15 protein-coding genes are annotated in these 14,022 nt (G+C 45.3%); 1 reads left to right on the top strand and 14 read right to left on the bottom strand.

The window, feature by feature from the left end; translation table 11 throughout:
• Positions 1-95 precede the first annotated feature (95 nt).
• The 14 genes from ACSQ8P_RS07835 to ACSQ8P_RS07770 form a co-directional block, all read right to left on the bottom strand.
• On the bottom strand, positions 96-1,118 hold the full coding sequence (locus ACSQ8P_RS07835) for an ATP-grasp domain-containing protein (RefSeq protein ID WP_436234669.1): 1,023 nt from the start codon (positions 1,116-1,118) through the stop codon (positions 96-98).
• On the bottom strand, positions 1,115-1,948 hold the full coding sequence (locus ACSQ8P_RS07830; protein ID WP_436234668.1) for an HAD family hydrolase: 834 nt from the start codon (positions 1,946-1,948) through the stop codon (positions 1,115-1,117). Before ACSQ8P_RS07830 ends, ACSQ8P_RS07835 begins: the two co-directional genes overlap by 4 nt.
• Positions 1,945-3,078: a cysteine protease StiP family protein gene (locus ACSQ8P_RS07825; RefSeq protein ID WP_436234667.1), complete on the bottom strand. Its 1,134-nt coding sequence runs from the start codon at positions 3,076-3,078 to the stop codon at positions 1,945-1,947. The genes ACSQ8P_RS07830 and ACSQ8P_RS07825 overlap by 4 nt, the downstream gene beginning before the upstream one ends.
• Positions 3,051-4,466: a phosphoribosyltransferase family protein gene (locus ACSQ8P_RS07820; RefSeq protein ID WP_436234666.1), complete on the bottom strand. Its 1,416-nt coding sequence runs from the start codon at positions 4,464-4,466 to the stop codon at positions 3,051-3,053. Before ACSQ8P_RS07820 ends, ACSQ8P_RS07825 begins: the two co-directional genes overlap by 28 nt.
• Positions 4,411-5,514, bottom strand: a complete 1,104-nt coding sequence (locus ACSQ8P_RS07815; RefSeq protein WP_436234665.1) for an HpcH/HpaI aldolase/citrate lyase family protein — start codon at positions 5,512-5,514, stop codon at positions 4,411-4,413. Before ACSQ8P_RS07815 ends, ACSQ8P_RS07820 begins: the two co-directional genes overlap by 56 nt.
• 182 nt (positions 5,515-5,696) lie before the next feature.
• The gene (locus ACSQ8P_RS07810) at positions 5,697-6,440 is read right to left on the bottom strand and encodes a TerC family protein (protein WP_436234664.1); all 744 of its coding nucleotides are present in this window, start codon (positions 6,438-6,440) and stop codon (positions 5,697-5,699) included.
• 221 nt (positions 6,441-6,661) lie between these two features.
• Entirely contained in the window at positions 6,662-7,243 is a 582-nt protein-coding gene (locus tag ACSQ8P_RS07805; protein ID WP_436234663.1) for a TerD family protein, read from the bottom strand.
• A gap of 37 nt (positions 7,244-7,280) precedes the next feature.
• Positions 7,281-7,880 carry a TerD family protein gene (locus ACSQ8P_RS07800; RefSeq protein ID WP_436234662.1) on the bottom strand — a complete coding sequence of 200 codons (600 nt, stop codon included), beginning with the start codon at positions 7,878-7,880 and terminating at the stop codon, positions 7,281-7,283.
• Positions 7,881-8,083: 203 nt separating this feature from the next.
• Positions 8,084-8,233 (bottom strand): hypothetical protein, encoded by a 150-nt coding sequence (locus ACSQ8P_RS07795; protein ID WP_436234661.1) that lies wholly within the window; start codon positions 8,231-8,233, stop codon positions 8,084-8,086.
• Positions 8,233-8,364, bottom strand: a complete 132-nt coding sequence (locus ACSQ8P_RS07790; protein ID WP_436234660.1) for a hypothetical protein — start codon at positions 8,362-8,364, stop codon at positions 8,233-8,235. Before ACSQ8P_RS07790 ends, ACSQ8P_RS07795 begins: the two co-directional genes overlap by 1 nt.
• Before the next feature lie 136 nt (positions 8,365-8,500).
• The gene (locus tag ACSQ8P_RS07785; RefSeq protein ID WP_436234659.1) at positions 8,501-9,961 is read right to left on the bottom strand and encodes a sulfatase-like hydrolase/transferase; all 1,461 of its coding nucleotides are present in this window, start codon (positions 9,959-9,961) and stop codon (positions 8,501-8,503) included.
• A gap of 217 nt (positions 9,962-10,178) precedes the next feature.
• Positions 10,179-11,528 carry a TrkH family potassium uptake protein gene (locus ACSQ8P_RS07780; RefSeq protein WP_436234658.1) on the bottom strand — a complete coding sequence of 450 codons (1,350 nt, stop codon included), beginning with the start codon at positions 11,526-11,528 and terminating at the stop codon, positions 10,179-10,181.
• 30 nt (positions 11,529-11,558) lie between these two features.
• Positions 11,559-12,359, bottom strand: coding sequence for a sugar phosphate isomerase/epimerase family protein (locus ACSQ8P_RS07775; RefSeq protein ID WP_436234657.1), 801 nt, complete (start codon positions 12,357-12,359; stop codon positions 11,559-11,561).
• Positions 12,360-12,456: 97 nt separating this feature from the next.
• Positions 12,457-13,023 (bottom strand): carbohydrate-binding protein, encoded by a 567-nt coding sequence (locus ACSQ8P_RS07770; protein WP_436234656.1) that lies wholly within the window; start codon positions 13,021-13,023, stop codon positions 12,457-12,459.
• Here ACSQ8P_RS07770 and ACSQ8P_RS07765 point away from each other — a divergent pair.
• Positions 13,014-13,988, top strand: coding sequence for a glycoside hydrolase family 76 protein (locus ACSQ8P_RS07765; protein ID WP_436234655.1), 975 nt, complete (start codon positions 13,014-13,016; stop codon positions 13,986-13,988). The two genes, ACSQ8P_RS07770 and ACSQ8P_RS07765, sit on opposite strands and share 10 nt — an antisense overlap.
• Positions 13,989-14,022: the final 34 nt, after the last annotated feature.

Below are 14,022 nucleotides of genomic sequence, written 5' to 3'. Positions count from 1 at the left end.
AATAAGATAATCCCGCCTACGATCATACCGCGCACCCTCTTTGCTGATTGATACGAATGATCATCTCTTATCAAAGATATGATGCGCGCTACTTATTATTCACCGATATTCATAATAACATATTTCTCAATATGACTTACCAATAAGCCGAAGGTCGGCTTTTGGACTTCAACATGTTCGCCAAGCAGCGATTTCACAGCTAAATACGGGAAGTTAATGCCCGATAAACAGGTGACATGTAAACCGCCTGACATCCGAGGATTAATCTCCAACAGCTTCGGTACACCCTGATTATATTTAACTTGAATATTATAATTAAAAGGAATGCGGTAGGTAGCAGCTACCTGATTAGCGAGTTCGATCAGCTCTGGCACTTCCTCTAACAGCCTCAATCTTCCATCCGCTTTACGACGCGGGACAGCTGCAAGAAGCTCGCCGGATGCGGAAGCTAAGCAATCGATGCTGTATTCATGGCCACCCAGTACTTCCATAACCATGACATCATCAAAACGTTCCACTGTCGATAAGTTCTGATATGCTTGCTCTTTCGTGAGATACGGCATTACCGGTCCAAACATATCACCCAGCGCATTTCGCTTATTGCTGATAATCCGAAATCCATTGCCGCCCTCACCATTCGTTGGCTTCATGCAGACGTCATGACCAGCTGCCGTGAGCGCATCATGTGCCATAAGAAACTGCTCAGCCGTATTCACCACATGATAATCGGGAATTGCGACAATCCCTTTTGGCCCAATGGATTCGTAGAATTTTTGCTTTTCCATGAGATTTTCTAGGAGCTCCAGATCACGACAAACCGTTACACGTGTACCTATTTTCTCGAACTCTTCAATGTGCTTGGCAATCGCGTACATATGCAACCTAGGGATAAACACATCGATACCATGCTGCTTACAAAAGTTGAGCGCATATTCCACATAGTCATCGTCACCTAGAACAGGCTCCGTATCTGCAAAATCAGCTGCTTGCAGCGCTATGTGAGTACGATCCGGATGCGTTGCATACATCTTGAACTGAACCCCGTCCTCGTTGTTACGGATGCTGTTCATGTAATGATAAGCAACAGAGAACCAGCGGTTAAACCATACTTTTTTCATGAGGGCTCCTTTATGAGCAACTTTCGGTGCTCGCTATGTGTGGAATGGACAAATGAGGTAATATCATCAGCTGCAAAAATGCCGGATTCCTCGGTAAATCGATATTTCCCGGACTGTCCCATTTGCTCTTGGCGGAATAGCTCTCCATGACCCGGAGCAATGGCATAATCAGCGATGTCTAACAAGCTCTGGTCCAGAAGTGAGTCACCGGAAGCGATAACTTTCCGTCCACCAAGGACCTCGCTCAGGTGTGCGACCGCTGCTCCCTTACTCACAGCCTCAGGAACGATGTAGACCTTCCTTCCTTGAACGGAAGTACGCCAGCCCATCCCCATCAACTGTGTGCTCAAATCGGCTATTTCCTGCATAGGCATGCGGTCGCGCTCGACGATATGAGAGTAAAATAAATCATCGCAGAAGCTCGAGCTGATCAGCCAATCCTGTTGCAACACTCCCTGCATCACAGGGAAAACATCCTCGACAGGAGCACTGGTATCGCTAACACGGGTCCTGACAAGATCTCGCCATTCTGTATCTACCTTGCCATCAATCAGCATATTTCCTCCATTGCTTGTCACGGCATATTGAGGTTTCAGGGTCTGACTAATGAGATGAATTCGCACATACTGTGCAATCGTTCGCGTTGTCACAGGGATGAATATGAGCTCATTCATCAGCTCTTGCAAGCGTTGATACGTGGTTGAAGACATGTAGGATCTTACCTTGCCATCAATCAGCTCGGCGACCATGATACGATCTCCCCAGTGCTCCGCTCGTTCTGCGGGCTGGGAATAAATTAAGGTCTGATCTAAATCACTGGCATAGATCATTCGGCATCCCCTTTCACAGATTGTATGAGTCCGCAACAGGAATAAGTGAGGCCTGGATAGACCTCAACAGGTACACCACGCGCCTCAGCTAGCAGCAGGATATGGCGAATATGCGGATTATCCATGCGATCTACCAAGATTCGCCACGGCACTCTCCTGAGCAGGACACGAGTCGTTTCTCCCACACCAGGTTTAATCAAGTTGATATCAGCCATCTGATAAGTCGTCTGAATCGCTTGGATATCATGTAAGCCGTGCCAGGAAATCTCAGGCGGATGAGTCACTAAAGATTGAGCCATCGCCTGAGCATCCTTGGTCACCTTGCTAAAATAAGGCACAATCGTTTCGATAAAATGATTAGATTGATCGTGATCTAGCCATTCCTTGTAATATTTCGAGCCATGAAAATCATGGGGTCCAATCAAATCGTCGCGCAACACTGTACGACTCATTAAACCGGAGACCGTCGAGTTCAGGCATGCACTCGGAATGAGAAAGTCCTCGCGGGTTCCGAACATGTCTGTGCAATGCCCAGGATCGGCGAGCACCGCTAGATCATCGTCCAGGATGATCCCGTAATCCCTTTCCATTTTGCAACAAGCTTGGGTAAGCACTTTACGAATAGCCCCCTTGCCTGTCCACCCATCAATGAATTGCAGCCTTGCGTCCGGATGTTTCTGCAACATGTACAAGAGAGCGTTCTCATCAATCCCCTTGCCTCGAATAATCGAGATACTATAATGCGGCAGGTTCATCTGGTGGATATCTTGCAAGTAACGCTTGATCAAAATGCCAACAGGTGTGCCCGCTCTAGCCAAGGAAACGAGGACCGTGTTCGGCCCCTTCTTTGTTCGGATGATCTCAGCTACCACACCTACGGATACGGCTACTTTCTCTGCCGACAGCTCGAGTGTTTCTTGATAAAGGTTCAAATAATCCGAGGAAGGCAGATGCTCCTGCGGAAGCATTTCGGAATAGTGCGTTCCGGACTGGATCGCTCGCTCTCTGGCATCTAGGGCAACTTCCAGCTTGATATTGCTGATATCCTTCAGTAGAAATGTCACATCGGAAGGTGGATAACTGCCCATTGGCTGGGGGTCATCTATTCGTCTGGATCGCCAAGTTTCCATACCTTAGCCTCCTTCCAATCGACCGTTTGAGGCGAGAAGAAGACGATATGCAATGTGTCCAGCCCCCTCGCTTGGAGAATTCGCAATATCGGTTCCATAGATGAAGGCGAAGCTTCTCTCTCCATAAAAAGAAAGAGCTCCTGATACGTGCCGTAAGGGATATTGTAGAAGAAGTGCACGACTTGTTCATCCTCTGGAGAAGGGAAAGCATGGCCATATTTCACCGCATAGTCACCGTGTTCAATGACATGAATAGGACTGCGTGTCGTCGATTGATAAGACACCCCTGCACCCATCTCAGCAGCAATTCGCATTGGGATATACATAAACTCCCCCGTACCCACACAGAGTGTCTTGATCCCTGTACGTTTACGCTTGAGCAGCTCGGCCGTCTGCGTGATGGAACGATCCAATTGTTCCGTATTGGAGGGGGTAAGTCCAAACCTGCCGCTATGATGCAAATAAGGGCGGTTACCTGCATAAGGAGCGTGCGAGAATAGTCGATTCACATAGGATATGTGCAGCAGTTCTGTGCGCTCTTCAAGCAAAGGGCTAGGCGCTTGCAATGGCAAGCTCTCGCTAGAGCCAACTACCTTCGTATTCCCGCGAATTAATGAGATGACGTGAATCGTAATGTGTAGTTCCTTCTCCAGCTGGGCAAATTGCAAGATATCTTCCTCTGTACGCCAATCCAGCAGTGCTAACACATAGTAAATTTTCTTTGGAAATTTCCCTTGCAGGTCGCGAATGATATTAAGCGACGTTTTCCCTGTTGTAATTTCATCATCGACGAGAACGAGAATTTCGGGCTGCGCAAGAATTGCAGGGTCATCGGAATAACCATAATGTGCTGTAGCATGCGAATGCTCTTCTTCAAACTGAAGAATGGACGGTGATTCTTCGATCACTTCGCGTGTCGTGTGCAAATAATGGCTTCCTTGCCCAAAAGCTTCATATACCGCATGACCAATGGCCGTAGCTGTTTCCGCAAATCCAATGAAAGCAATTGGCTGCTTCAATGGTAAACGTTCAGACATAATCGCTTTATAAGCCTTTTCCGCTTTCTCCGGGTATACGAGCCCCTCAACAGCCTGCTGTACCTTCTCTTCTGACTTCGTTCTTTGTAACGCTTGCTGCAATAATAACGCTAAAGTAGTTCCACTTAAGAGTGAGGTGTACGGATTCACCGGGATATGTTTGCCTAACACCTTACTTACAAACAAAAAAGATCTTTTCTTGTTAATTCTCGCCGCCATCGCGAATAATGCGTCGGGCGGTATGTTGTGGGGATTGGAAGTCACGGTAACGTGCAGCTCCAAATCACCTGCAATTTTATACGTACGCTCGGTTAGTCCGTGTGAGTAATCCATCAAAGGTTTGTTGTTCATGCAGCACCCCATAAACTTGTGATCGTAAAAGAATACGTTTCGCCCAATTGAAATGGGGTTTGAATTCATTCATTTTATTGCCGTAGTCACTCTTCAGAACTCCAAGGTCGCCATGATTGTTCTTAAGAATACTTGTAGCATCCGTATATTCTTCATGTGTAACCGCATAGAGAGTTTGCACTGGCTTAATGTGCGTAGGATGAATAATTGTTTTGCCGATTAAACCATTTTCCTTATCCAACATCACTTCGTTTATGAGTCCCTTCGTAGGGAAATATTCCCAAACAGGTCCGGAAATTACGTTGGAGGCTTCCATACGACCAAAAATATTAATCATATCAGCGACACAATCCCGTATCGGGGCGATGTCATAAATCGTTCTGTCCGGACTTCGTCTCAGCCCAAATAAGCTTGAAAAGTCAGTAGCCCCAATCCGGATGTTCAAGACCAAATCCTTAAATTTCGTTATAATTTCGTTAATCGCCAATAAGGTAGAAGTGCGGCTTTCTTTATAAATAATCGAGGCAGATTCCAGAATCGGTAATCCATATAAGATGGGTGCTGATGCCGATTTCTCATCATTGTAATTTTCTAAGACTTGAAAATAATCCTCGCCATTTTCCACAGTAAATTTCGGGAACACAATGCCCGTAAGAAGGGCTACATTCTCTTCCAGTCTCTCTAGCACATAGTTCAATTGATTCACGCTTCTCACGCGAATGAATATCAGCGGCAGATTCTCTACACTTACAATACCAACTTCCATCCAATGGGCGATCTGATTCATTTGCCCAATAAGCGATTCTTCTGCAGCATGCACTTCGTTATCACCTACAGCATCCTCCAGATCAAGGACAACGGACACTAAGCCTTCAATTTTACCAAAAGCAATATCTTCTGCGAACGTACGTCGGGTCGCTGGCATGTACAAAGCAGCACCGACAGAATGAGCTAAAATGTCTTTGTGCGAATGATTATGGAAGGAATTCGGCGGTAAATAAAATAAAGCTTTCTCTTCATCCGCGGTTAAATAATTGAAATATCGCATGCCGATTCCTCCCTCTTTATTTCAATGAGAAAACCTCTATCGAGGCCATTCAAGGATGAGCGACCGCGTTTAGAGGTAGGTTTTATCGCCAATATGAAAGCAATTTTCGGGGACCGAAAACTTATACTTTCCTATGTGGTAAACAATCCCTCCTTAGCGGAGGGATTGCCCATTGGTTACACTTATGATTCTTTTACGGATCCAGACTTGTCCTTTTTGCGAAGCATACTAAGAATGATTGTTCCTCCGAACAAAGCAATAATGACGGAGAAGAATACTACGTGAGAGATGTGGAAACCGAATGCTCCAGCAATCATTTTAAGACCGATGACGATAATTAAAATAAACGCTGTTTTCTCCAATTCAGGGATCTTGTCAATGAGCTTCAAGAAGATTTGCGCCACGCCTCTCATCATCAGAACGCCTAAAATACCACCTAAGAACAATACCCACACCTTGTCGCTCACACCAAATGCTGCAAGAACGCTATCGACACTGAATGCGATATCCATGATTTCTACTGCAAGAACGGTGCGCCAGAAGGAAAGACCTTTGTTCTTAACCTCACCATCTTCGCCATGCTTCTTCATGAAGAGATTACTATAAGCAATCCAAAGCAGATACGCCCCACCGGCTACCTTAATCCAGGTAATCTGTACTAAGAACGTACCCACACCAATGGCGATAAACCTAAATATGTAGGCACCTAATAGACCATAAAATAAAGCTCGCTTCTGCTGTTCCTTCGGCAAATGCTTGACCATTACAGCAAGCACTAGCGCATTATCTGCGGAAAGCAATCCCTCTAGAAGGACGAGCGTGCCGATAATCCCCCAGTTTACGGGATCAGTTAATGTTGCTGAGAGCACGTCCCAACTAAAAAAATTCATGAAATTATCTACAAAGCTTTGAAAAAAGTCTGACATTAAGATGGACCCCCTGTTTTATTTGCTATTCATCCTTACGCGATCTATCCTCATCTATCTCATTCACCGATTACACGATTCGTCTACTCGGATCATTGAATTCCAATCCATAACGCAACAAAGCTGGTCAAGTGAACACCATTTCTCGAGTCGAATTGATTAAGAAGAGTAGGGTAGGTGATGCTCCTAAAAGCACCACCCTATGACATTAAACTTCCATCTTAGGAAGTTTGTAAACCATAATCGCGTGCCAATCCTGCTAGTCCGTCTTTATAACCGCTGCCGATTGCGCTAAATTTCCACTCACCGCTATGACGGTAAAGCTCACCGATTACAACGCCTGTTTCAATGGAGAAATCTTCGCCAAGATCGAAACGAATTAGTTCCGTGCCAGATCCTTCATTCAGTACACGCACGTAAGCATTGGAAACTTGTCCAAAGTTTTGCGCTCTTGTTTCCGCGTCATGAATCGTAATGCAGAAAGCGATTTTCTCTGTTTCAGCAGGTACTGCGCTAAGATCAATGGAGATAACTTCATCATCGCCATCGCCTGCACCTGTACGATTGTCACCTTTGTGCTCGATAGAACCATTTGCATTTTTACGATTGTTGTAGAAAATAAAATCAGATTCGTTGCTAACTTTACCTGCAGCATTCGCCGCAAAAATGGAAGCATCCAAATCGAAATCCTTACCGCCATCATATTTGTTCGTATCCCATCCTAAGCCAACGATAACTTTCGTCAAGCCTGGGTTAGTTTTTGTTAAATCGACTTTCTGACCTTTAGATAATGAAATAGACATCTGAAATACCTCTCTTTATATTGATTTGGATGTGCCATTATTGATATCTTTTGACCAATTGTCCAATGGTTGTGTCTGTACTGCCCTCACCAATTGCACTGAATTTCCATTCGCCGCTGTGTCGGTAAATTTCACCAACAATGAGGGATGATTTGCCTGAATAGTCATCAGTTAAGTTAAACTTAACCAACTCTTGTTGATTAGAACCATTCAATACACGGATATAAGCTGATTGAATGAGACCGAAATCTTGCTTTCTATTCACACAGTCATAAATATTCACGACGAATACGATTTTACTCACATCCGCGGGAACTTGTCCTAAATTAATAGCAATTGTCTCATCGTCACCATCGCCATCTCCAGTACGGTTATCACCAGAGTGAACGACTGAACCATCAGGGCTTTGTAGATTAGCAAAATAAATCACATGTTTCTGATTTGTTATTCTTCCCTTTTCATCCAATAAGATCACGGAAGCGTCACAATCGATCTCAACTGCCGATTTCTTCGAGCCGAAGAACCCCTTCTTCTCAACAACAGCAGGATCCCAACCCAATCCAACCACAACTTTAGAAAGACCTGCGTTACCTTTTGTTAAATCAATCTTTTGACCTTTGACTAAACTGATTGTCAACGAGGTCACCTCCCTTCGCTTACCTGTTTTAGTGAACTCCCTTATCTGATACGCATGAAATTCAATCACGTTTCACTTTCCTGGGTAAATTATTTGTGAATTCGACTTTAGTAGTCAAAATCCCCCAGACTCAAAAGAAAAACAGCCACAGGATGATCCTAGGCTGCGTTATTATTATTATAACATTTTACAACTTATGGTATTCAAAAGATTTCCATTGGGACGTCTCCGACACCGACTTCTGATCCGCGTGTGGAAGTGAAGTGATCCAAGGTCCCAAGAGCTTGGCCTGCTGCCAAATGGCTTTCATAGTCTTTCTTGTCCCATTGCGGCCAATATTGATGGAGCTGCATCAGATCAATCGTTTCAAGCCCTGAATCAAATAGGCTTCATCATACGTACCGAATGACCCGCCTAAGCCCATTGCTCCGAAGCCAAGACGTGACACTTGATCGGTTGAACCTGCAAAACTCGTATATTGCATAGTCGTATTTGCCTCCTCTTACCCGAATAGTCAGGGATAATTCCACTGAATAAATCACATTATAACGAGCAGGAGAAGGTAAGTATTTATCCAAAACCAACAAAGTTGTATCCAAAAACACTATGCATCCTTCTGGCTACCACTGTCCGCCATATCGAATTGGACCTCGCCAGGCGAAAGGATTCGTCGCTTTCAATTGCTCATCAGTTAGTTTAGGCTGTGTATGGAAGAGAATACCTGTTTCAGCTGTATGGTTAGCTAGCAAGTCAGGAAACTTCGACGTTAATAACGTTCTCAACATCACCAGCATATCGCGACTCCCAGCATTTGAATCCTGACTAAGATCATTCCTTTCTTCTGGATCCTGCACCAGGTCGAATAACTGCTCACTCCCGCCACAGACATAATACAGATACTTCCACTCGCCGTTCGTTACCATATACAACCCGTCCAGATCATTCATATAGCCATAAATCCACGGGCGCCCCTCGGATAATGCGCTCAAATTCAGCAAGCTTCGACCGTCCCTTCTCCGGTCATCCTCCATCAAACATCCAGCAAACTCAAGCACAGTTGGGTAAATATCAGCTAGTATAATAGGTGTCGTGCTTACCGTAGAAGATGTTAGTTCTCCCTGCCACTCTTTTGGCGGCTTCAGAAGGAAGGGAACTTTGGACGAAGGTTCATAGAAGCATGTTTTGTGAAATAGTCCGTGGTCGCCCAACATTTCCCCATGATCTGAAGTGAAAATAACAACTGTGTTATCCCATAGGTGCTGACTTTTTAATTCACCAAATAATCGTCCTAGCTCGTAATCAATATGAGTCAGTTGCGCATAATAATGCTTCCTTGCCATACTTACGATGTGTGGCGGTAATCCATCTAATTTATGACTCTTCTTCCTTGTGCGAACCCATTCGGGAAGTTCCTCCGACGTATTCCAATCTGCAGCTGCTGGCGACGAAATGTTCACACCGTCATAGAGTCTGACAAAGGATTCTGGTGGGTCGTAGGGTGGATGCGGCGCTTCAAAGCTGGTCCATAGAAAGAAAGGCATCTCTGAATCACGCTGACGCAAAAAATCGATCGATTCATTCACTGTCCAATGTGTGGCTGAATATCGAATGGGAATCGGATTATAAACGGGATATACTTCATTTCCACCAATACCGTGTCCACGATATAATCCTCGATATTCCGTGGTTTCAAGGAAATTCACATAATCCTCTGGAACGAGTCTCATCCGTTCAAAACCATTTCGATTCCTTGGCGGAATGAACTGCATCTTTCCGGCAGCATGCGTCTGATAGCCTGCGGTGCTCAACCTGCCAGGCAAGGTCATGTTCGAATCCTCAGGGATACGAAACTCCCCATTCTTGGCTACACCATGATGATAGGCAGCCTGGCCTGTCATCATCGACGTCCTGGATGGTATGCAAAGCGGACAATCGGAATACGCGCTTGTGAAACGAATCCCTTCGCACGCTAGTTGATCCAAGTGTGGTGTCATGACAGGATGCATGGAATCAGCAATCCCAAGGCAATCGAATCGTTGCTGGTCTGTCGTGACGAATAGAATGTTCGGGCGTTGGCTCAAAAGTAAATCCCCCTTTTCGGATAAACCGCTTACAATAAGTATAGGGAAATGCTCCGATCATTCCTATGCGCTAATCTACAGAAAAGGTTTGAAATATCCAGTACTTCCTGCGAGATACGTAGATAGTGACGTTTAAAGATATACTTTATCGAAAATGAAAAACCGAGGCAGATCGCGATGATCCACCTCGGTTTACATGTCTTGGTTGCTTGACTGCTCACCCAATGATTAGCTTTTCTTCTGGATATCGGATTAGAGGTTTCTTCTTCCCGTTGGTAAATAAGGAGTAGAATAGAAACAATCCGATCCTTCCGATAAACATAAGCACGATAAGCGAGATTTTACTAACAGAGCCAAGATCTGCGGTGATTCCCGTGGATAGACCGCACGTTCCGAATGCTGACGCCACTTCGAATAGGATCGCGGACACTCCCCAACGGTTCGGCTCAGCTAACAGCAGCATGAAGATCCCTCCTAGAAGCAGTGCTATACCCGTTAGGAAAAACACAAAGCTTTTGAGCGAATCCTCTTGGCTTATCATCCGACCGAAGACCTTCGGTTCTTTCTCCCCGCGCGCATAAGCAATAAGAGCCAGAACAATGACCGCTACGGTCGTTGTTCGAACACCGCCCCCCATACTGGAGGGGCTTGCCCCAATAAACATTAAGACAGAAACCAGCAGCAAGCTTGCCTCTGTAATGGTAGACATGTCAATTGTTGTAAGTCCAGCGCTGCGTGATGTGACGGATGTAAAGAGTGCCGTAATGATTTTCCCATGCCAGCTCATACCTACCAAGGCATGTGTTCGCTCCGTCAACCAGAAGCCGATCGTTCCGAACAGCAACAATACCGATGTCGTAACGAGTGTCAGCTTGGTAAAAAGGGAGAATCGGAAATTCTTATGCCCGCCCCACCAATATTCTCGCAACTCAGCCAGTACGGGGAACCCAATCCCACCTAATACAATCAAAAATATCGTAAGCGCTTGTACGAAATAATCACTCGAATAATTAAGTAATGAGTTACCAAACAGATCAAATCCAGCATTTGTAAACGCCGAAATGGTATGAAACATCCCATAATACAGTGCACTCCCAATCGACCCATACTCACCTGTGAAATAGAAATACAAGCCAAATGCCAGTGTACTAATTGCCTCTAGAATCAGCGTAAAGCCAAGCACTAGCTTCATTAACTGTACCAATCCAGATAAATTGTTGCGATTCTGGTCAATCATAATCATCTTTCGCTGCAGCAATCCGATTTCCTGCCCGAACAATAGCCAGTAGAAGCTCCCCAACGTCATGACGCCGATCCCACCGAATTGAAAAGCAACGATTAGTACGCCGATGCCGAAACTGCTAAGCGTATCATTAATACCAACCGTTGTCAGCCCCGTTACACTGACAGCACTAGCTGATGTAAAGAGGGCGTCCACAAAGGAGATTGTGGCGCCCGCTTTTAAACTGATAGGTAATTTAAAAAGGATGGCGATAAGAAAGATGCCAATCAGATAAGCGATAACAATAAGTCTTGATGCAGGCATTTTCTGTAGTTTATTAAGCATGATTTATACCTTCAACTCAGAGTAATAGGACTAGATACTCTTATAGTGTCCTTTGAAATGTTTTCCCATCCAAAGGCATACGTCCCATAAATCTGCAACAGGCTGGTTCGTAAACGGCAAGGTGTGCAAATAACCTGGAGGTCCAAACTCAGGTGTATAGGTAATTGTTGTTAGGCCTGCATCCTGCTTCGCTTGTACGATGCTGTCCCACCAGCTCATGTGCCTCTGCAATTCGTGTGCGTATTCCGGTGCTCTTGGATCTGGTACTTGAGGTCCTTGTGCATACCCTACTCGGCCGTGAATATGCTGGACACGGGAGAAGGTTTTGCGCAAATTGTCCTCTTGATTCTCTAAGGTGGTCTCGGTTACACAGCACCAGTGGCTGTAATCAGCTGTTAGATTGATCCCCGGCACGGCGTCTAGCAGCCTGCCCGTTTCCCATGGATTATACAAGGCTCTGCCGCGATGAGTCTCGTGGCCGATTGTAATCCCGTATTTTTTCTCAATTTCAACCGCTTCACGAAAGAATTCAACTTGCTCTTCAAAAGACATCGAATCCTTGGCACTATGTGAAGTAATGCTAACAGGACGGAATGAAACTGCACGTGCCACTTGCTCAGCAAAAGAAGCTGCATGATTAGGACCTTGGGTAAATACCATCGCAATATAGTCCAATTGATGCGTTTCCAGTAGCTTTCGGAACTGATCTTCTTCCGCAAGTGCCGGCAGGGGCGCTTCAATTCCGTCATATCCCGCTGCAGCAATACGCTCAAACTGGGATTCAAGCGCCCCCTCCATGCCCCACAATGCTTTAAATAATTTGATTTCCATCTTAAGTAGCCCTCCTCATCACATTACATCACAACAATGAGTCAAGCTTAAATCATCTTACATTATTTGACTAGTACAAATTTCAGACCTTCTCTATTTATAAACCAGTTAATCGGTCCACGTTCAAATAGTTCGTATTCCCTTTCGAACTGGCCTGCCCCAGTCGAATCGTGTTAGATCCGGCAGCCAGCGATACCGTCAAGGAAACGGTGCTCCAGGTGCTCCAGTTAGAAGTGCCATTGAAAGTGAGATTAGTCGCAACATCGACGCCATTGACATTCACATATCGGCTCGCATTCCCTGCTGCTGCCGCATAACGGAAAGTAATGGTTTTGGTCCCTGCCGTATTCTGATTCACATAGAAATCGATTGATGTACCGTTCGTGTTCCAACCTGCCACATAGCCTCGCCCATTAAAGCCAGTCTGTGTGCTTTCATTGATAATACCGCTGCCGCTTACTAAGGTTCGCCTTGCATTTTCTGCTTCATATACACCATTGCCAGCAATATTTCCCGTATAATTATCTGCTGGAGCAAGTTGCAGAATGGAGGCTCCTGCTGCGGCTGCCAAGCTTTGAACATAGCCTGAACCGGTAGGTGCCGTCCAGTCACTCCCGATGATACCGTCTGATGTTCGCCTGTGGTTATGCAGCGATGACTTCATTCGTAAATACTTTTTATGATGCATCCGCCAAATACTTCTACACGAACAGCGACCATCAGATTCAAGCTGCGCATGCTTATGGTCCGAACGGTGGACTCTACACGGATTTCTGGTGGGAGGCTCAGTTGTGGGAAACGGTGATGGATGCATATCAACGTACAGGAAGCAGCACATATCGCACGATGATTGATGATATTTACACAGGCTTCAATGCGAAATACACGAACATGGTAGCGAATCAATTTAATGATGATCTCGGCTGGTGGGCGCTAGCTTGTCTGCGTGCCTATGAGATTACGGGAACACAAGAATATTTGAACCGCGGCTCCTTTCTCTTCGATCATGTCTACGCCAGCTGGGATACGACCTATTATGGCGGCGGGATCTGGTGGAGAACGGATGCGCAGAATCCAGCAATTAGCACCAACGCACAGAAAAATATAGCTACCAATGCTCCAATGGTCATGACAGCCATTAAGTTAAAGAATGCTTATAATAACGCAAGTTACTTAACGAAAGCGCAGCAAATATATAGTTGGATCCAAACGAAGCTGGTTAATGGCAGCAAGGTGAATGATCACATGGAAGGCACAGGAGCCGGCATTGTGAAGGATTGGGATTTTACGTACAATTATGGCACTTACCTCGGCGCTGCTACAGCCTTATATATGGCTACAGGGACAGCTAGTTATTTGACAGATGCGAATAACGCTGCTACTTATGTCATCGACAAAATGACTTCCGCAACTACGCTATTATATGAAGGAGAAAATGACGCCCCTGGCTTCAAAATGATTTTTGCCCGCAACCTTAATCAACTTCGCACGCAAGCCAGTCAATCCCAATATCTCGGCTTTTTACAGCAAAATGCCACACAAGCGTGGAAGTTCACCTCCTTTCAGACAGCTGGTCTACCTATCCTTATACCTACCTCTACCTCGTCGCAACTCCTTTCTCTTGACTAGCTGCAGATTCTAACGGACATGGCGGATGTTAATT

Origin of the sequence: Paenibacillus sp. LjRoot153, assembly GCF_964253085.1 — a bacterium.
Classification (GTDB): domain Bacteria; phylum Bacillota; class Bacilli; order Paenibacillales; family NBRC-103111; genus Paenibacillus_E.
The sequence above is the reverse complement of the archived record's forward strand: the minus strand, read 5'-3'. Positions and strand labels throughout refer to the sequence as shown.

Bases quoted from the DNA above. Each gene is read 5' to 3' on its own strand.
- ACSQ8P_RS07805 (WP_436234663.1), bottom strand. From the start codon at position 7,243: ATGTCTATTTCATTATCTAAAGGTCAGAAAGTCGATTTAACAAAAACT.
- ACSQ8P_RS07815 (WP_436234665.1), bottom strand. From the start codon at position 5,514: ATGCGATATTTCAATTATTTAACCGCGGATGAAGAGAAAGCTTTATTT.
- ACSQ8P_RS07835 (WP_436234669.1), bottom strand. From the start codon at position 1,118: ATGAAAAAAGTATGGTTTAACCGCTGGTTCTCTGTTGCTTATCATTAC.
- ACSQ8P_RS07820 (WP_436234666.1), bottom strand. From the start codon at position 4,466: ATGAACAACAAACCTTTGATGGATTACTCACACGGACTAACCGAGCGT.
- ACSQ8P_RS07830 (WP_436234668.1), bottom strand. From the start codon at position 1,948: ATGATCTATGCCAGTGATTTAGATCAGACCTTAATTTATTCCCAGCCC.
- ACSQ8P_RS07790 (WP_436234660.1), bottom strand. From the start codon at position 8,364: ATGCAATATACGAGTTTTGCAGGTTCAACCGATCAAGTGTCACGTCTT.
- ACSQ8P_RS07825 (WP_436234667.1), bottom strand. From the start codon at position 3,078: ATGGAAACTTGGCGATCCAGACGAATAGATGACCCCCAGCCAATGGGC.
- ACSQ8P_RS07775 (WP_436234657.1), bottom strand. From the start codon at position 12,359: ATGGAAATCAAATTATTTAAAGCATTGTGGGGCATGGAGGGGGCGCTT.
- ACSQ8P_RS07765 (WP_436234655.1), top strand. From the start codon at position 13,014: ATGACTTCATTCGTAAATACTTTTTATGATGCATCCGCCAAATACTTC.
- ACSQ8P_RS07770 (WP_436234656.1), bottom strand. From the start codon at position 13,023: ATGAAGTCATCGCTGCATAACCACAGGCGAACATCAGACGGTATCATC.
- ACSQ8P_RS07795 (WP_436234661.1), bottom strand. From the start codon at position 8,233: ATGCAGCTCCATCAATATTGGCCGCAATGGGACAAGAAAGACTATGAA.
- ACSQ8P_RS07810 (WP_436234664.1), bottom strand. From the start codon at position 6,440: ATGTCAGACTTTTTTCAAAGCTTTGTAGATAATTTCATGAATTTTTTT.
- ACSQ8P_RS07780 (WP_436234658.1), bottom strand. From the start codon at position 11,528: ATGCTTAATAAACTACAGAAAATGCCTGCATCAAGACTTATTGTTATC.